Here is a 17,504-nt window from a genome sequence, read left to right as displayed (position 1 = left end):
ATGTTTATGTTTATGTGCGAATCAATCGTTCTATATAACAAATTCTCAAAAAAACGCTCGCCTCCTAAAAGACGAGCGTTATCAAATTAATGTTTAAAGTGACGTACGCCTGTAAATACCATCGCAATGCCATATTCATTTGCTTTGTCGATTGAATCTTGGTCTTTAATAGAACCACCTGGTTGGATGATGGCAGTAATTCCTGCAGCTGCAGCAGTTTCAACTGTATCGCTCATTGGGAAGAATGCATCAGATGCTAATGCTGCACCTTTTGCTTTTTCTCCAGCTTGTTCTAAAGCGATTTTCGCAGCGCCAACGCGGTTCATTTGACCAGCACCTACACCAAGAGTCATTTGGTCATCCGTTACAACGATTGCATTGGATTTCACATGTTTTACAACAGACCAACCAAGTTTTAACGCTTCCCACTCTTGTTCAGTAGGTTCGCGATCTGTTACTACTTTAATTTCAGCTTCACCAAAACCAAATTTGTCGTCTTCTTGTACTAAAAGACCACCTTCTACAGATACTACTTTAAATTGATCTTGTTGTTCTTGTGCGAAGTTAATTGTCATTAAACGGATATTTTTCTTTTTCGATAAAATTTCTAATGCTTCTTCCGTAAATGAAGGTGCAATAATAATTTCTAAGAAAATACCACTTAATTTTTCAGCAGTCGGTACGTCCACTTCACGGTTTAATGCGATAATTCCACCGAAAATAGAAGTTGGGTCTGCTTCGTAAGCTTTATCGAATGCTTCTTCAATTGTAACTCCTGTACCAACACCACAAGGATTCATATGTTTTACAGCAACAGCAGCTGGTTTGTCGAATTCTTTTACGATTTGAAGCGCGGCGTTACCATCTTGAATATTGTTATAAGATAATTCTTTTCCGTGTAATTGCGTTGCATAAGCTAATGAGAAATCAGAGCTTAAACGTTTTTGGTAAAATGCCGCCTTTTGGTGTGGATTTTCACCGTAACGTAATGTTTGTTTTAATTCATACGTCATTGTTAAACTTTCCGGGAAGTCTTCTTCTGTTAAATAATTTGAAATATACGAATCATAAGCAGCCGTGTGACGGAATACTTTTGCAGCTAGTTTTTTGCGTGTTTCAAGTGTTGTTGCGCCACCTGCTTTTAATTCTTCAACCACTTGAGCATAGTCGTTAGAATCCACAATAACCGTTACATACTGATGGTTTTTTGCAGCTGAGCGTAACATTGTTGGACCACCGATATCAATATTCTCAATCGCATCGTCCCACGTTACATCTGATTTTGAAATTGTTTCTACAAACGGATACAGATTTACACAAACAATTTCAATTGGCTCAATTCCATGTTCGTTCATTTGAGCTTGGTGAGATGGGTCATCAAATTTACCTAAAAGACCTCCGTGGATCATTGGGTTTAACGTTTTAACACGACCATCAAGAATTTCTGGGAATTTTGTTACTTCATCTACTGCTGTTACAGGAACATTGTTGTCTTGTAACATTTTTTTCGTTCCGCCAGTTGATAAAATCTCATAGTCTAATGCTACTAATTCTTTTGCAAATTCTAAAATACCTTCTTTGTTTGAAACACTAATAAGTGCACGTTTCGTCACGGAAAAGACCTCCAAGTTTTTAAATTATGTAAGAATGAGAAACTTATCTTTTCTCAAAAAGTTTTGTAACAGATTGACTCATATCTCCACGAGTCAATCTGTTAGTATCTATTTAATGAATAATATTTACTTTATTTTCAAACAATTGTTTTAATGTTTTTGTATAAAGCTGGTGTTCGATTGCATGGATGCGTTCCTCCGTTGCTTCACGATCACCCACAACAACATCAACAGCCGCTTGCGCTAGTATAGGACCTGTATCCATTCCTTCATCGACAAAATGAACAGTCACCCCTGTTACTTTCACTCCATGATCCATCGCCTGTCCAATGGCATCTTTACCTGGAAATGATGGTAGTAAGGATGGATGAATATTCACAATTCGATTTGGGAAAGCAGAAAGTAATGTTTCTCCAATTAGACGCATGTATCCAGCAAGAACAATCCATTTAACATCATTTTCACGAAGCACTCTTACAATCTCTTGCTCGTAATCTGCTTTTGAAGCGTAATCTTTTGCTGAAAATGCGAACACTGGAATATCAAAGTTTTTTGCACGAGTTACAACAAATGCATTTGGCTTATCCGTCACAACGAGTTCAACGGATGCATCTAATTCACCGCGCACAATTGCTTCTTGGATGGCTTGAAAGTTGGACCCGCTACCTGAAGCAAATACCGCAATCTTTGTAGCCATTACACTAAACTCCCATCATGCTCACCGTTGAAAATAACACCTTCACCTTTAACTACTCGACCGATTCGGTATGCTTTTTCACCGTTCGCTTCAGCAATCGCAATTACTTTTTCTGCTTCAGATGCTGGCACTGAAAGAACAAACCCAATCCCCATGTTAAATACGTTATATAAGTCTTTATCTCCTAAAGCACCTTTATCTTTTAAAAATTCAAATATAGGTAAAACTGGCCAAGTACCTAAGTCGATTTCAGTCGCTAATCCTTCTGGCATCATGCGTGGTAAATTTTCATAGAAGCCTCCACCTGTAACGTGGGCCATCCCGTGAATATCTGCTTGCTTTAACATTTCAAGGACAGGTTTTGCATAAATTTTTGTTGGTACAAGTAGTGCCTCACCAATTGGACCAAGATCTTCATAGCCTTCCACTACTTCATCTACTGCAAAGCCTTGATCAGCAAATACGATTTTACGAACTAACGAATAACCGTTTGAGTGAACACCACTTGAAGCAAGACCGATTAACACGTCGCCTTCAGCAATTTTTTCACCTGTTACAACGTTTGCTTTCTCAGCTGCACCTACTGCAAAGCCCGCTAAATCATATTCATCTTCCTCATAAAGACCAGGCATTTCAGCAGTTTCGCCACCGATTAAAGCAGCACCTGCTTGCACACAGCCATCTGCCACACCTTTTACGATTTGTTCGATTTTTACAGGCTCTGCTTTCCCAACAGCGACATAATCTAAGAAATAAAGTGGCTCTGCACCTTGCGCAACGATATCATTTACACACATTGCCACACAGTCAACGCCGATTGTATCGTGTTTATCGACCATAAAGGCTAATTTTAATTTTGTCCCAACACCGTCTGTACCTGAAATCAGAACAGGTTCTTTTAAGTTTAAAGAGGACAAGTCAAACATGCCTCCGAAACCTCCGAATGTCCCCATAACACCTAAACGATTTGTACGTTCAACATGGGATTTCATTCGTTTAACAGCTTCATAACCAGCTTCAATATTTACGCCTGCTTGTTCATATGCTTTTGACATTTGAAATTGTCCTCCTACCTTACTAGTTCTTTTTCATGTGGTAACACAGTATCTGGGAAAATTTCCGTTGGGTAATCCCCTGTAAAGCAAGCCATACAAAGTCCGCGTGTTTCATCATCGAATGGACGTGCAATTGATTCAATTAACCCCTCATCTGAAAGGAAAGTTAATGAATCTGCTCCAATTGCATCACGAATTTCTTCAATACTATTATTAGAAGCAATTAACTCTTCGTCTGAAGAAATATCAATTCCATAGAAACAAGGATTTTTCATTGCTGGCGATGAGATCACAACATGAACTTCCGTAGCACCTGCTTCTTTTAACATCTTCACAATACGTCGAGAAGTTGTACCACGTACGATGGAATCATCCACCATTACGACACGTTTTCCTTTTACAACTTGCACTACAGGAGAAAGCTTCATTTTCACACCACGTTCACGTAATTCCTGTGTTGGTTGAATGAATGTTCTTCCCGTATATTTATGTTTAATTAGACCAAGCTCGTAAGGAATACCGATTTCTTCAGCAAAACCAATCGCTGCAGAAATTGATGAATCAGGAACACCTGTTACAACATCCGCTTCAATTCCTACACATTCTTGTGCTAATCGTTTTCCCATACGTTTACGGGCCATATGAATGTTTATTTCATCAACATTTGAATCTGGACGAGCGAAGTATACATACTCCATTGCACACATTGCGCGTTTTTCTGTTTGTGCAAAGCGGTCTTCCTCAATACCCTTATCTGTAATGATTAACAGCTCACCTGGTTCAACATCACGTACAAACTCTGCTCCAATTAAATCAAAAGCACATGTTTCAGAAGCAACAACCCATGCATCGCCTAATTTACCAATTGATAATGGACGTAATCCGTTACGATCACGAGCAACCATCATGCAATCTTTTGTAATAATTAAAATAGAGAAAGCTCCTTTTAATAAAGAAAGCGATTCTTTTACTTGTGCACGTAAACCTGGTTTTTTACTTTTCTTAATTAAATGCACAACAACTTCTGTATCCGATGTAGATTGGAAAATATTCCCCGAACGTTCTAGATGTTGCTTCAAATGATTGGCATTGACTAAGTTTCCGTTATGAGCAATTGCCATACTACCTGTTGAAGAGCGGAATAATAACGGTTGTACATTTTCAATACCACCACCACCAGCAGTTGTATAGCGAACATGGGCAATGGCAGCATCACCTTTTGCAGATTTTAACTTTTCTTCATTAAATACATCATTAACAAGTCCTTCACCTTTAACCGCGCGGAGTTGCTGGCCGTCAGTTACGACGATACCAGCCCCTTCCTGACCACGATGTTGCAAAGCATGAAGTCCATAATAACTTAAGTGGGCAGAATCTGGATGTCCCCAGATTCCGAATACGCCACATTCTTCGTTTAAGCCTCTGATTTCACCAAGCATGGGATTGCTCCTTTCCAAGCAGAACGGAATTCCTCCACTGTACCTTCTAAAAGAATGCCAGTATCACCGTTGATTGTAATTTTTGCATCATCTGTTACGATACCGATTTTCTTCGCGTCTGGAACAATATTTTCAAATGCAGCTGCATTTTCTTCTTTAACTGTCATAACAAAGCGTGATTGAGATTCACTAAATAATGCTGTTACAGCAGAACCTTCTAAAGTGACATATAAACCTAAACCATCTGTACTAAATGTTTTTTCTGCTAAAGCAACTGCTACCCCGCCTTCAGAAACGTCGTGAGCAGATTGCACAAGACCTTCACGAATGGCTTTTAAAATTGCTGCTTGGCGATTTGCTTCCACATCTAGGTCGATGCTTGGTGCTTTACCAAAGATTTTACCGTACACTAATTTTTGCAGTTCAGATCCACCGAATTCTGTCGCTGTTTCGCCTACTACATAGACAACATCGCCAGCTTGTTTCACTTGTTGTGTTGTAACATGAGCTAAATCATCAATTAAACCAACCATACCAATTGTTGGCGTTGGGTAAACTGCTTCACCTGAACGTTCATTGTATAAAGAAACGTTCCCACCGATAACTGGTGAATTTAATGCTGTACAAGCCGCTGCAATACCATCAGCAGATTTTTCAATTTGCCAGAAGATTTCTGGTTTTTCAGGGTTACCGAAGTTTAAGCAGTCTGTAATTGCAAGTGGCTGACCACCTGAAGCAACGATATTACGAGCCGCTTCTGCAACGGCAATTTTACCGCCTGTTTCTGGATCTAAGTAAATATAGCGAGAGTTACAATCTGTTGTCATTGCAAGACCTTTGTTTGTCCCACGTACGCGAAGTACTGCAGCATCAGAACCTGGAGCTACCACTGTATTTGTACGAACTTGATAATCATATTGGTCGTAAACCCATTCTTTAGAAGCGATTGTTGGCGCTTGTAGTAACGATTTTAACGCTTCTTTGTAATCCGCAACTTCAGGCTCGTTGTTTTCGATTGCTTGGAACTCTGCGAAATAGGCAGGTTCAGCAGATGGTTTATGGTATACAGGCGCATCTTCTGCTAGTGCATCAGCTGGAACTTCTGCCACCACTTCACCGTTATGAAGTAAACGAAGCATTTTATCATCTGTTACACGACCGATTGCCACTGCATCTAAACCATATTTATCGAAAATCGCTTTAATTTCATCTTCGCGACCTTTTTTCACAACGAGTAACATACGCTCTTGTGACTCAGATAACATCATTTCGTAAGCTGTCATCTCTGTTTCACGTTGAGGAACTAAGTCTAAGTTCATTTCTACACCAGATCCAGCCTTTGAAGCCATTTCTGCTGAAGAGGAAGTAAGACCCGCTGCACCCATATCTTGAATCCCAACAAGAGCATCCGATTTCACAACTTCTAAGCAAGCTTCAAGTAGAAGTTTTTCCATGAATGGGTCTCCTACTTGTACTGCAGGACGCTTTTCTTCAGAAGCTTCTGACAGTTCTTCCGATGCAAATGTTGCACCGTGAATACCGTCACGACCTGTTTTAGCACCAACGTACATTACTGTATTCCCTACACCTGCTGCAATACCACGTTGAATGTCTTTATGATCAATTAAACCAACACACATGGCGTTCACAAGTGGGTTTCCTTCATAACATGGGTCGAACTGAATTTCTCCCCCTACTGTTGGAATCCCAATACAGTTACCGTAACCAGCAATACCTGCTACTACTTCTTCAAATAAATACTTACCGCGCTCTGATTGCAATTCACCAAAACGTAAAGAGTTTAACATCGCAATTGGACGAGCACCCATTGAGAATACGTCACGGATAATACCACCTACACCCGTTGCTGCACCTTGATACGGTTCAATTGCAGATGGATGGTTATGTGATTCCATTTTAAATACAACCGCTTGCTCATCGCCGATATCTACAATTCCTGCCCCTTCACCAGGACCTTGTAAAACTTGAGGACCTTTTGTTGGGAATTTGCGTAATACCGGTTTTGAGTTTTTATATGAACAGTGTTCTGACCACATTACAGAGAATAATCCTGTTTCAGTCCAATTCGGAAGACGACCTAAGATATTTTCTACCATCGCAAATTCTTCATCAGACATACCCATCCCAGCATATAGCTTTTGATCTTTAATTTGCTGTGCTGTTGGTTCCATCTTAGACATGTAATTCCCTCCACTGTTTAACAATTGATTTAAATAAAGCTAGACCATCGCTACTTCCTAGTAAATCACTAACCGCACGTTCTGGGTGAGGCATCATCCCAAGAACATTTCCGCGCTCATTGATGATTCCTGCGATATCTTCTAAACTACCATTTGGATTTTCACCCGAATATGTAAAGACAATTTGATTATTCGCTTTTAAGTTTGCTAGAGTTTCCTCGTCACAGAAGTAGTTTCCTTCACCGTGAGCGATTGGAATATTAATTAGTTGACCTTGTTCATATTGATTTGTAAAAAGTGTATTGTTATTTTCTACTTTTAATTGAACTTGACGGCACATGAATTTCAGGTTTTTGTTTCGAAGTAATGCACCTGGAAGTAAGCCTGCTTCCGTTAAAATTTGGAATCCGTTACATACGCCTAAAACCGGTTTTCCCGCTTCAGCGCACTTTTTTACTTCAGCCATTACATTTGATTGGTTCGCCATAGCGCCACAGCGTAAGTAGTCTCCATATGAGAACCCACCAGGAACTAAGATGCCATCGAATTCGCTTAAATCAGTCGCATCATGCCAAACATATTCCACTTCTTCACCAAGCTCATCTTTAATAGCATGGTACATGTCGATGTCACAGTTTGACCCAGGGAAAACGAGTACCGCGAATTTCATAATTAGTTAGCCTCCTCGATTTCGTAACGATAGTCTTCAATTACTGTGTTTGTAAGTAATTTTTCGCACATTTCTTTTACTAACGCATCAATATCACGATCTGTATCAGCAATTTGTACTTCTAAATATTTTCCGATACGTACGTCACTTACTTCGTTATAGCCCATTTTCGCTAAAGAACCTTGTACGGCAGAACCTTGAGGATCTAACACACTTTCGCGTAATGTCACATAAATTTTAACTTTAGTCATCTCTATTTTCCTCCAAGTCTAGCAAGAATTATTTTATAAACATCAATTAAACTACCTAAATCACGACGGAACACGTCTTTATCAAGCTTTTGTTTTGTTTCTGCATCCCACAAGCGGCAAGTGTCTGGTGAAATTTCATCAGCAAGTAATACATTGCCATCTTTATCTCGACCAAATTCAAGCTTAAAGTCAACTAGAGTAACGCCAACTTCTTCAAAGATTGGTTGAAGTACAGTATTCACTTTTAAACCTAGTTTATATAAAGCTTCTACTTCCTCTTTTGTTGCTATCCCTAAAATGTCGATATGGTCATTATTAATGAAGGGGTCTCCTAAACTATCATCTTTATAGTAGAATTCAACGATCGTGCGTTTAAGTGGCGTTCCTTCTTCTACACCTAGACGTTTTGCAAGACTACCCGCAGCAATATTTCGAACAACTACTTCAATTGGAATGATGTCTACTTTGCGAACGAGTTGTTCATGTTCTGAAATTCGCTCCACAAAATGTGAGTCAATTCCATTTGTTTTGAGTTTTTCGAAAATTAATGTTGTAATCTGGTTGTTAAGTACACCTTTTCCATCAATCTCTGCTTTTTTTTCACCGTTAAATGCCGTCGCGCTATTTTTATATTCAACGAACAATATGTCATCTTGTTCTGTTTGATATAATCGTTTTGCTTTACCTTCATATAAAAGCTGACCTTTATTCATGACGTGTTCCTCCACTTATTTTTAAGCCTCCCCCTCAAAAATGAGGGAGATGCTAAATTTCAATTAATTAGTCATTTAATCCAAGACGGTCGAAAATCATGTCTACATTTTTAATGTGATAGTTGTAATCGAAGCAATCATCAATTTCTTCTTTTGATAATAATGAAGTGATTTTTTCGTTTGCTTCTACTAATGGGCGGAATTGCTTTTGCTCATCCCATGCAATCGCCGTTAATGGTTGAACTGTGTCATACGCTTCTTCACGCACTAAGCCTTTATCGATTAATGCAAGTAAGATGCGTTGTGAGTAGATTAAACCGAAAGTACGGTCCATATTGCGTTTCATGTTTTCAGGGAACACTGTTAAGTTTTTCACGATGTTTCCGAAACGATTTAACATGTAATTTAAAGCAATTGTTGCATCTGGAAGGATGACACGCTCGGCAGATGAATGTGAAATATCGCGTTCATGCCAAAGTGCTACATTTTCGTAAGCTGTCATCATGTAACCACGAATTAAACGAGCCATACCCGTCATGTTTTCTGAACCGATTGGGTTACGTTTGTGTGGCATTGCAGATGAACCTTTTTGACCTTTTGCAAATGCTTCTTCTACTTCACGTGTTTCTGATTTTTGTAAGCCGCGAACTTCAGTAGCAAATTTCTCAATTGAAGTTGCAATCAACGCTAATGTTGAGAAGTATTGTGCATGACGATCACGTTGTAACGTTTGAGTTGAAATAGGCGCTGCTGCTAACCCTAATTTTTCACATACATATTGCTCTACGAATGGATCGATATTGGCATACGTACCAACCGCACCTGAGATTTTACCTGTTTCAATAACTTTTGCAGCGTAGTCGAAACGCTCTAAGTTACGCTTCATTTCCTCAAGCCATAAAGCTAATTTCAGACCAAATGTCGTTGGTTCAGCGTGTACACCATGCGTACGTCCCATCATAACTGTATATTTATGTTCTTTTGCCTTTTCCGTAATAATGTCGATGAAGTTTACGATATCTTTACGTAAAATTGTATTTGCTTGTTTAATTAAGTACGATAGAGCTGTATCGACCACGTCTGTTGATGTTAAACCGTAGTGCACCCATTTACGCTCTTCGCCACAAGTCTCAGATACTGCACGCGTAAATGCAACTACATCATGGCGCGTTTCTTGTTCGATTTCGTAAATACGGTTAATATCAAATGACGCGTTTTGGCGAAGTAATGCTACGTCTTCTTTTGGAATTTCACCTAGTTCAGCCCAAGCCTCACAAGCTAAAATTTCAACCTCTAACCAAGCTTTAAATTTATTTTCTTCTGTCCAAATTGCGCCCATCTCGGGACGTGTATAACGTTCGATCATTGTTTCTTCTCCTTTTATTCTGACCAGATGCCAGAACGTTCGATTTGTTTTAAAGTTTCTTCCATATTCTCCGTCATTATTGTAACATGTCCCATCTTACGGTTCACTTTTGCTTCATTTTTGCCATAAAGATGCACGGACCAATCAGGATATTTTGAAATCGAATTTGATAGTGGCACAACATGTTGTCCTAATAAATTTACCATGATCGATGGTGCCCAAAGTTTAGGCTTGCGAAGTGGCCAACCACAAACGGCACGAATATGTTGCACAAATTGTGAAACGTTGCAAGCTTCAATAGAATAATGACCTGAATTATGTGGCCTTGGTGCTAATTCATTAATAACGATTTGACCATCCTCTAATACAAACATTTCAACTGCTAATGTTCCAATTAACTGCAAGTAATCAGCAATTTTTTCAGCAGCTTCGATTGCTTTGTCATATGTGGCTGGTGAAATACGTGCCGGCACAATCGTTTCATGTAAAATGTGATGTACATGAATATTTTCTCCAACTGGAAGACAATACGTTTCACCATATCCGTTACGTTGTACAATGACGGAAATTTCTTTTACAAAAGGGACAAACCCTTCTGCAACACACTGTGAATGTTCCAACAGTTTTTTGGCCAATGGTAAGTCTTCTGTTGAACTTAATAATTGTTGACCTTTTCCATCATATCCACCACGTGCCGTTTTCACAATACAAGGATAACCAATTTGTTCAATTTGGTTTACTAATTCTTCATAATTGTTTGCTACTATGTACGGAGCGACAGGGCATCCTGCTTCTACAATAGCGTGTTTTTCAGTTACACGATTTTGCGTAATCCGAACTAATTCAGCACCTTGTGGAACATGCGCAATTTCTGTTAATCGTTTTAAACCTTCATAATCTATATTTTCAAATTCATACGTAATGACATCACTTACTTCAGCTAACTCTTCTAACGCGGATTCATCATTGTATGGCGCGACAATACGAATGTCAGCCACTTGACCGCATGGCGAATCCATTGTTGGTTCAAGCACTGCAATTTTATAACCAGCTTCTTTTGCAGCAAGTGCCATCATACGTCCTAGTTGGCCACCTCCGATAATTCCAATCGTTTGGCCAGGATAAATCATTCTAGTCACACAAGGTCACCTGTACTTTCTAGCGCCATTTGCTTCATGTACTCTCTACGTTCTTCCAGTCTTTCTGCTAAATCTTGATCTGTAGTAGCAAGAATTTGTGCTGCTAATAAACCTGCATTTGTTGCCCCTGCTTTTCCAATGGCTACTGTCGCAACAGGTACACCACCAGGCATTTGCACGATTGATAATAATGAATCCAATCCGTTTAATGCTCTTGATTGCACCGGTACACCGATTACAGGTAAAGTTGTTTTAGCTGCCACCATTCCTGGTAAATGGGCCGCTCCCCCTGCTCCTGCAATAATCACTTGTATTCCTCTTGAACGTGCCGTTTCTGCATACTCAAACATTAAGTCCGGTGTACGGTGTGCTGATACTACTTGTCTTTCATATGAAACTTGTAATTCATCAAGAATATCACACGCATGTTTCATCGTTTCCCAGTCACTAGAACTTCCCATAATGACTCCGATTTTTGGATACATTATTTTCTCTCCTTTTATGCGATTACGCTTCATTTTTCTACGTAAAAAAGCCCTCAAGTCATCCACCTTCTCTACATGCGAAGAAAGCAGATTACTCAAGGACAAAATAATGTCGAAAGTATTGTGCACACGAAGTACCCAACAATTCAACGCCTTTAGTAAGCTTTCCCGCATAGTCCGACATTTACGGTGTCGGGTAGAGACACTAGAGCCATATTCTCTAGCATATATGTGGGATGTATATGTTATCTCGTTATTAAACCTAAAAGTTATTTATCTTATAGTTTAGTTCCTGTTCACATTTTAACAAGGCTACGTAAGAAAATCAATGGAAAAATGCGAACGATAAATTTTCAGAAAACGGGAATGTTCGGTTTTTAAGCGAAAACGTTTTCATTCTTCCATTAATACCCCTTTAAATTTTATTTTTTGGCGTAAATAGGTTGGTTCTCCGTTTACGATATGAAAGACTGGCTCTTCCTTCCGTCCCATTGGCATATACCCTTCTTGTCTCATTCGACCTAAACATTGCTCGATTGTTTCATTCTCTTCTACTTCAAACCACAATTGTTTTTTACTCATAACTAATTTCCTTTCGACATTTGTTGTTACTATATTACGAAAGTACCTAGAAGGAAAGATAGAAAGCAAAAAATTTGGAAAGATTACATATATAAGAAAAATAGATTAGCGAAATTTAGTGAATTTAAAGATTTATTCTCATCAATTTTTAATATAACTTCTGTATTATTTTACTTAAACAAATAAAAAGCGAGTTGATATGAATGGAACATCGAATTTTAATTATTGAAGACGAAGAAAATATTGCTCGTGTATTACAGCTCGAACTAGAGTTTGAAGGTTATATCATAAGCATTGCCCATACTGGAACAGAAGGATTAATTCAATACCGTGAAAGTACCTTTGATTTAATACTTCTTGATTTAATGTTACCCGAAATGAATGGACTTGATGTGTTAAAACGAATCCGTGCTACAGAATCCAATACCCCCGTCATATTATTAACGGCTAAAAGTGACATTGAGGATAAAGTAAAAGGGTTAGATCTTGGGGCAAATGATTATGTTACGAAGCCCTTTGAAATCGATGAATTGTTAGCACGAATTCGGAATGCGATTCGCTTTTCGAAACCTCGTAGCCAGGACCCTGACTCAAGCTCTCAAAATGAACATCTTTTAGCCTATCGTAATTTATCAATCAATAAACAAACACGGGAGGTTTCCTATTTTGAAAGCGCCATTGACTTAACACCACGTGAATATGATTTGCTTATCTTTTTATTACAACACCCGAAGCAAGTCCTTACACGTGACCAAATTTTAGAAGCAGTTTGGGGCTTTGATTACTATGGGGATACCAATGTAGTCGACGTATATATACGCTATGTACGTCAAAAGCTCGAAAAGGCAAATCCAACGTCCATTATTCAAACAGTCCGAGGTGTTGGCTATGTTTTAAAGGAGTCCTCCCATGAAACTTAGGACAAAAATCCACCTCTTTACGACTCTTTTAATGGTCGTTTTATTAATCGTAATGAATTATGGAATCTTTCTATTATATGAACAACTTTCAATTGATACAGAAGCAAAACAACTCCATTCACGTGGGGAGGAATTGCTAACTGCTCTATCCAAATTAGACCAAACAGCCAATGTAGATACGGTCTTAAGGGCTTATATACCGACAAATGGGGCCATCCGTGTATTGAATACTAACGGTAAAGAAATCACATCCATATCAACTTCCTTTTCAACGGAACATGTATCTTCAACATTTGAGGAAAAAGAGCAATATGGTATTAGCGAAGTAGATAGCTCTCCTCTAATCATCACCCAGACAAAAGCCATTTGGATTAACGGAAAAGTTGTGGATTTGCAGCTATTACAACGGTTAGATGATCTTGCTAAAAATCAACAATTGTTAAAACTAATTTTAGTTGCAATGACCGTATTAATAGCCATTCCTATTCTTCTTTCAAATATGGCTTTAAGTCGAATTATATTAAGACCGCTAGAGCAATTAATTTTAGCCATGAAAAAAAGCGAAACTTCTGGTACTTACGAAAAACTAGAAAAGTCCGATGTGGGAAAAGATGAACTTGCTGAAATGGGTCGGACATTTAATCGCATGATGGAAGCCCTTGAAACAAACTACATGAAGCAACAACAATTCGTATCAAATGCTTCCCATGAATTTAAAACACCATTAACCGTGATCGAAAGTTATGCAAAGCTTTTATTACGTCGCGGCTTTACGAATGAAAAGGTTGCAACAGAAGCGTTAGAAGCCATTGTGAACGAATCGACGCGGATGAATAATATGATTGTTCAAATGCTTGAATTAGCAAAAAATAAAGAGCGTATCCCCCTTTCCATTCAACAACTCGATGTAACCCATTTACTCGAAAATACGCTGACTCAGATGCGCCAAGCTTATAATAGGAACTTCCAATATCAATTCGCTGAAAGTCTATACATTATTACCGATGAACCAAAATTAAAACAGTTACTTTTTATCTTATTAGATAACGCTCGAAAATATAGTGATGGGCGAATTGAAGTGAGTGCTACAAAACAAACGAATTCTATAACAATTAGCATTCGTGACTATGGAGTAGGTATACCACAAGACCAACTCCCTCATTTATTTGATCGCTTCTTTAGAGTAAGTGAAGATCGTAACCGAAAAACAGGTGGTACGGGATTAGGCTTAGCCATTGCAAATGAAATAGCTCATAGTTTACAAATAAAGATTGAAGTGGAAAGTGAAGTTGACGTAGGAACATGTTTTATTTTGCATATACCACTCTCCATTAAAAATGAGGTGGAGAGCAAATGACAAACTATACAAAATGGATGATTGGATTAGTTGTCTTAATGTTACTGATCACAGCTGCTGTCATTTATACGATCCAAAGTCAATTTTTCAAGCCTGAACAATTAACGATTCATGAAGTAGCGACAAAAATAGAAACACTCTATGGAGGTACGGTTGAATCATTCGAACAAAAAGAAGATTTTTTTCACATGATCCTTGAGCGAGGAAATGCAAGCTACGATCTACAAATCGATGCCACTACAGGAAGTGTTATGAAAATGAACGAAGTTGCTGCTGAGACGATTGAGGATACCCCTTCTATCAAAACAAAGGAAGAAATTCGCACCTTGCTAAATTCACAAAATAAAGGAACGATTCATTCTATAGCATTCCAGCAAGGAGAGGCCCCTCAATATATTGTGGAAATTACGGAAAATGAACTATTAAAATCTGTTACCGTTAATGCAAAAACGGGGGAAATACTTTCTGAAAAAGTAAAACAGCAAGCTCCAGAATCTAACAACACGCCAACGATTACAAAGGATAAAGCAAAACAAATTGCTCTTTCCCAATTAAATGGTGCCATTCAATACGTTGCCTATGAGACTTCATCTGATGGCGGCTATTATCTAGTAGAAATTCGCACTTTGAATAAAGCTGTCACATTCCAAATTCATGCAATATCAGGGAATATCCTTTCCGTTAAGAACCGTTCCCTGGATGATGATGAAGATGATGACGATGAGGAAGATTAAGATAGTTAGCGATTCTTAATGTATTTCTCATCAAATTCTAATCTTACTCTCCAACTCTTATAATGTTCGCCTTGTAAGATAAAAGTATCAAATCAATAAGGAGAGAAAAAACATGAAAAAAATCATTTTAGTACCAGCGCTATTAGGTGTAATGGGGCTTGGCGGAGTTATTGCAGTTGCAGGGGGTAATATCGTCGGTTCTGCGAATCAAGCAAATGTATTAACGAAAGTGGAAATTGAAAAGAAAGCATTAGACGTTGTACAGGGGAAAATAACGGAACTTGAATTCGAAAATGAAGGTACAAAAAGCTACTATGAGGTAGAGATTGTTACGAGTGATGCGGAATATGATCTGAAATTAGATGCCTTCACGGGTGACCTTTTAAGAAAGAAAAAAGAGCCAATCATTCCTACTCAAACAAATACTACTAACGTAAAAAGTGATAACGTGAATGATGAAAATACAAATCATACCAACAGTAATCAATCCAAACAAACTATCACTACGACTGCACCAAATGTTTCATCTCAACCTAGAGTGAATGATGATGGTGATGACCGATATGACGACGACCGTTATGAAGATGATGATGACGACCAATACGACGATGATCGTTATGAAGATGATGATGATCACAATGATGACTAACTTATAAAAATGGGGTAGTAAAAACAAGGTCATGTTTTTACTACCCTTTATCTATGCGTTAATCTTTCTTTAAGCCAGATAATTTAAAAGCATTAGGATCAACAAGCTTCATATTTGCTTCATCTATTATTTGCTTTACTACAAAAATAATATCCTGGTGCACAGTATATTTCTGATGTAGATTATTAGTTGGTACAAAAAAGCTAACTAACATACGATAATAATCCGCATGAATTTCATCGATATAGACAAGTATGAGATCCTCTTTTGAAATATTGGGATGCAATAATATTTGCTTATTCACTTCTTCACAAATATTACGAATCATTTCTTCTGAATTTTCTATAGATAAATAAAGATGGAATTCAATTTTACGCTTCTCACGCTTGGATAAATTATAAATAGGTTTATTCAATAAATAAGCATTGGGCACATAGACAATCCCCTTATCTGCCGTTGAAATAAGCGTAGAACGCAAATTAATATCTTGAATCGTCCCTTCAATTTTATGATCCTCGGTTGCAATAAAATCGCCTACTTGAAATGGCTTATCTAATCCCATTGATAAACTACCAAAGATATGGGAAGATGTGTCACGAATTCCAAATGCTAAAGCTACACCTGTTAGACCAATCCCTGTTAAAAAGCCATTTAAATTAAAATGCCAAAGCGAGGCAATAATCGCAACGGCAATTAACGCCAAAAACGATTTAATGATCCGCAACGAAAATGGCGTTAAAAAAGGCAATTTCTTTTCATTTAGATAAAAAGTTTCTGGATGATTTGCATAATAAGTTAATACATCATATATTCCTTTAAATACATAAAACACCATCAATGAATAGAAGAAACTTTTCACGGACACATTTGAAAATAGAGTAACTTCAAATAAAAATGCTAATGCAAAGAATACAATGCCTGTAAAAATTCCATGTCTTACCTCTCGACTAATATGCTCAATAATACGAGCTGTAACGAGTTTCGATTTTTTCTCAAAAAACTGCGCAATTCGTTTAATGAGATATTTTAATAGATAATGTTGCAGTATCCAGCCTAATATAATAATGCCTATAAAAATGAATAAATCTATCCACGTCGGAACCACCATATTCGGATAGAGCCAATGAAAATATTCCATCATAATAAAATTGCTCCTATACACACTTATTCAGTTTCTATTATGTAACCATGATTAGCGAGAAAAGTAAATTATTTTTCTCACTTCTAGCAAAAAGGCGCATGATACAAACAAGGTCAACAAAGTATCATCCTAATTTATGAAGTAATCACATTAATCAACACTCCGAAATTTTTAAAATCGGGTTTTTTGCATTAAAAAACACCACTGCAGCACAGTGGTGTTTGATTGCCTAGCAACGTCCTACTCTCACAGGGGGAAGCCCCCAACTACCATCGGCGCTAAAGAGCTTAACTTCCGTGTTCGGTATGGGAACGGGTGTGACCTCTTTGCCATCATCACTAGACTATTTAATTGAGAGTTCGTTCTCTCAAAACTGGATAAAGACATTGATTGCGTATTCAAGATTTGGTTAAGTCCTCGATCGATTAGTATTCGTCAGCTCCATGTGTCACCACACTTCCACCTCGAACCTATCTACCTCATCGTCTTTGA

Annotated in this window: 17 protein-coding genes, 2 rRNA genes and 1 riboswitch; of the genes, 4 read left to right on the top strand and 15 right to left on the bottom strand. The window is 38.1% G+C overall.

The window, feature by feature from the left end; all coding sequences use genetic code 11:
• Positions 1 to 86: 86 nt before the first annotated feature.
• The 12 genes from purH to EK386_RS15415 form a co-directional block, all read right to left on the bottom strand.
• Positions 87 to 1,613 carry a bifunctional phosphoribosylaminoimidazolecarboxamide formyltransferase/IMP cyclohydrolase gene (gene purH / locus EK386_RS15470; RefSeq protein ID WP_126660084.1) on the bottom strand — a complete coding sequence of 509 codons (1,527 nt, stop codon included), beginning with the start codon at positions 1,611 to 1,613 and terminating at the stop codon, positions 87 to 89.
• 112 nt (positions 1,614 to 1,725) lie between these two features.
• Positions 1,726 to 2,310, bottom strand: coding sequence for a phosphoribosylglycinamide formyltransferase (gene purN / locus EK386_RS15465; protein WP_126660083.1), 585 nt, complete (start codon positions 2,308 to 2,310; stop codon positions 1,726 to 1,728).
• Entirely contained in the window at positions 2,310 to 3,365 is a 1,056-nt protein-coding gene (purM, locus tag EK386_RS15460; protein WP_126660082.1) for a phosphoribosylformylglycinamidine cyclo-ligase, read from the bottom strand. The genes purN and purM overlap by 1 nt, the downstream gene beginning before the upstream one ends.
• A gap of 14 nt (positions 3,366 to 3,379) precedes the next feature.
• Positions 3,380 to 4,804, bottom strand: coding sequence for an amidophosphoribosyltransferase (purF, locus tag EK386_RS15455; protein WP_126660081.1), 1,425 nt, complete (start codon positions 4,802 to 4,804; stop codon positions 3,380 to 3,382).
• Positions 4,780 to 7,005 (bottom strand): phosphoribosylformylglycinamidine synthase subunit PurL, encoded by a 2,226-nt coding sequence (gene purL, locus EK386_RS15450; RefSeq protein WP_126660080.1) that lies wholly within the window; start codon positions 7,003 to 7,005, stop codon positions 4,780 to 4,782. Before purL ends, purF begins: the two co-directional genes overlap by 25 nt.
• On the bottom strand, positions 6,998 to 7,675 hold the full coding sequence (gene purQ, locus EK386_RS15445) for a phosphoribosylformylglycinamidine synthase subunit PurQ (RefSeq protein WP_126660079.1): 678 nt from the start codon (positions 7,673 to 7,675) through the stop codon (positions 6,998 to 7,000). The genes purL and purQ overlap by 8 nt, the downstream gene beginning before the upstream one ends.
• 2 nt (positions 7,676 to 7,677) lie before the next feature.
• Positions 7,678 to 7,926 (bottom strand): phosphoribosylformylglycinamidine synthase subunit PurS, encoded by a 249-nt coding sequence (gene purS, locus EK386_RS15440; RefSeq protein WP_126660078.1) that lies wholly within the window; start codon positions 7,924 to 7,926, stop codon positions 7,678 to 7,680.
• A gap of 2 nt (positions 7,927 to 7,928) precedes the next feature.
• Complete coding sequence (gene purC, locus EK386_RS15435) at positions 7,929 to 8,639, bottom strand: phosphoribosylaminoimidazolesuccinocarboxamide synthase (RefSeq protein WP_126660077.1); 711 nt, start codon at positions 8,637 to 8,639, stop codon at positions 7,929 to 7,931.
• Positions 8,640 to 8,706: 67 nt separating this feature from the next.
• Complete coding sequence (gene purB, locus EK386_RS15430) at positions 8,707 to 10,005, bottom strand: adenylosuccinate lyase (protein ID WP_126660076.1); 1,299 nt, start codon at positions 10,003 to 10,005, stop codon at positions 8,707 to 8,709.
• 14 nt (positions 10,006 to 10,019) lie between these two features.
• Complete coding sequence (purK, locus tag EK386_RS15425) at positions 10,020 to 11,144, bottom strand: 5-(carboxyamino)imidazole ribonucleotide synthase (protein WP_126660075.1); 1,125 nt, start codon at positions 11,142 to 11,144, stop codon at positions 10,020 to 10,022.
• The gene (gene purE / locus EK386_RS15420) at positions 11,141 to 11,629 is read right to left on the bottom strand and encodes a 5-(carboxyamino)imidazole ribonucleotide mutase (RefSeq protein WP_126660074.1); all 489 of its coding nucleotides are present in this window, start codon (positions 11,627 to 11,629) and stop codon (positions 11,141 to 11,143) included. The genes purK and purE overlap by 4 nt, the downstream gene beginning before the upstream one ends.
• A 153-nt stretch (positions 11,630 to 11,782) precedes the next feature.
• A riboswitch (purine riboswitch) is annotated at positions 11,783 to 11,882 on the bottom strand.
• Positions 11,883 to 12,022: 140 nt separating this feature from the next.
• Positions 12,023 to 12,211 carry an NETI motif-containing protein gene (locus EK386_RS15415; RefSeq protein ID WP_126660073.1) on the bottom strand — a complete coding sequence of 63 codons (189 nt, stop codon included), beginning with the start codon at positions 12,209 to 12,211 and terminating at the stop codon, positions 12,023 to 12,025.
• 203 nt (positions 12,212 to 12,414) lie between these two features.
• Here EK386_RS15415 and EK386_RS15410 point away from each other — a divergent pair, with 203 nt between their 5' ends.
• The 4 genes from EK386_RS15410 (at position 12,415) to EK386_RS15395 (ending at position 15,871) form a co-directional block, all read left to right on the top strand.
• The gene (locus EK386_RS15410; RefSeq protein ID WP_126660072.1) at positions 12,415 to 13,131 is read left to right on the top strand and encodes a response regulator transcription factor; all 717 of its coding nucleotides are present in this window, start codon (positions 12,415 to 12,417) and stop codon (positions 13,129 to 13,131) included.
• Complete coding sequence (locus EK386_RS15405; protein ID WP_126660071.1) at positions 13,121 to 14,488, top strand: sensor histidine kinase; 1,368 nt, start codon at positions 13,121 to 13,123, stop codon at positions 14,486 to 14,488. Before EK386_RS15410 ends, EK386_RS15405 begins: the two co-directional genes overlap by 11 nt.
• Entirely contained in the window at positions 14,485 to 15,222 is a 738-nt protein-coding gene (locus EK386_RS15400; protein WP_126660070.1) for a PepSY domain-containing protein, read from the top strand. Before EK386_RS15405 ends, EK386_RS15400 begins: the two co-directional genes overlap by 4 nt.
• A gap of 112 nt (positions 15,223 to 15,334) precedes the next feature.
• Positions 15,335 to 15,871, top strand: coding sequence for a PepSY domain-containing protein (locus EK386_RS15395; RefSeq protein WP_126660118.1), 537 nt, complete (start codon positions 15,335 to 15,337; stop codon positions 15,869 to 15,871).
• Between the two features lie 58 nt (positions 15,872 to 15,929).
• On the opposite strand, the gene EK386_RS15390 is transcribed toward EK386_RS15395, so the two are convergent.
• The 3 genes from EK386_RS15390 to EK386_RS15380 form a co-directional block, all read right to left on the bottom strand.
• Positions 15,930 to 17,012 carry a mechanosensitive ion channel family protein gene (locus tag EK386_RS15390; protein WP_246027692.1) on the bottom strand — a complete coding sequence of 361 codons (1,083 nt, stop codon included), beginning with the start codon at positions 17,010 to 17,012 and terminating at the stop codon, positions 15,930 to 15,932.
• A 227-nt stretch (positions 17,013 to 17,239) separates the two neighbouring features.
• Positions 17,240 to 17,355 (bottom strand): 5S ribosomal RNA (gene rrf, locus EK386_RS15385).
• Positions 17,356 to 17,417: 62 nt separating this feature from the next.
• Positions 17,418 to 17,504, bottom strand: a 23S ribosomal RNA gene (locus EK386_RS15380); the annotation flags it as partial.

It is taken from the genome of Lysinibacillus antri, assembly GCF_003977595.1.
GTDB lineage: Bacteria > Bacillota > Bacilli > Bacillales_A > Planococcaceae > Ureibacillus > Ureibacillus antri.
Note: the sequence above shows the minus strand (reverse complement) of the source record. Positions and strands in the feature narration are given on the sequence as shown.

Excerpts from the sequence above, each read along its gene's own strand:
- EK386_RS15405 (WP_126660071.1), top strand. The coding sequence starts at position 13,121 with ATGAAACTTAGGACAAAAATCCACCTCTTTACGACTCTTTTAATGGTC.
- purF (WP_126660081.1), bottom strand. The coding sequence starts at position 4,804 with ATGCTTGGTGAAATCAGAGGCTTAAACGAAGAATGTGGCGTATTCGGA.
- EK386_RS15390 (WP_246027692.1), bottom strand. The coding sequence starts at position 17,012 with ATGATGGAATATTTTCATTGGCTCTATCCGAATATGGTGGTTCCGACG.
- EK386_RS15400 (WP_126660070.1), top strand. The coding sequence starts at position 14,485 with ATGACAAACTATACAAAATGGATGATTGGATTAGTTGTCTTAATGTTA.
- purC (WP_126660077.1), bottom strand. The coding sequence starts at position 8,639 with ATGAATAAAGGTCAGCTTTTATATGAAGGTAAAGCAAAACGATTATAT.
- purS (WP_126660078.1), bottom strand. The coding sequence starts at position 7,926 with ATGACTAAAGTTAAAATTTATGTGACATTACGCGAAAGTGTGTTAGAT.
- purB (WP_126660076.1), bottom strand. The coding sequence starts at position 10,005 with ATGATCGAACGTTATACACGTCCCGAGATGGGCGCAATTTGGACAGAA.
- EK386_RS15415 (WP_126660073.1), bottom strand. The coding sequence starts at position 12,211 with ATGAGTAAAAAACAATTGTGGTTTGAAGTAGAAGAGAATGAAACAATC.
- EK386_RS15395 (WP_126660118.1), top strand. The coding sequence starts at position 15,335 with ATGAAAAAAATCATTTTAGTACCAGCGCTATTAGGTGTAATGGGGCTT.
- purE (WP_126660074.1), bottom strand. The coding sequence starts at position 11,629 with ATGTATCCAAAAATCGGAGTCATTATGGGAAGTTCTAGTGACTGGGAA.
- purL (WP_126660080.1), bottom strand. The coding sequence starts at position 7,005 with ATGTCTAAGATGGAACCAACAGCACAGCAAATTAAAGATCAAAAGCTA.
- purQ (WP_126660079.1), bottom strand. The coding sequence starts at position 7,675 with ATGAAATTCGCGGTACTCGTTTTCCCTGGGTCAAACTGTGACATCGAC.
- purM (WP_126660082.1), bottom strand. The coding sequence starts at position 3,365 with ATGTCAAAAGCATATGAACAAGCAGGCGTAAATATTGAAGCTGGTTAT.
- purN (WP_126660083.1), bottom strand. The coding sequence starts at position 2,310 with ATGGCTACAAAGATTGCGGTATTTGCTTCAGGTAGCGGGTCCAACTTT.
- EK386_RS15410 (WP_126660072.1), top strand. The coding sequence starts at position 12,415 with ATGGAACATCGAATTTTAATTATTGAAGACGAAGAAAATATTGCTCGT.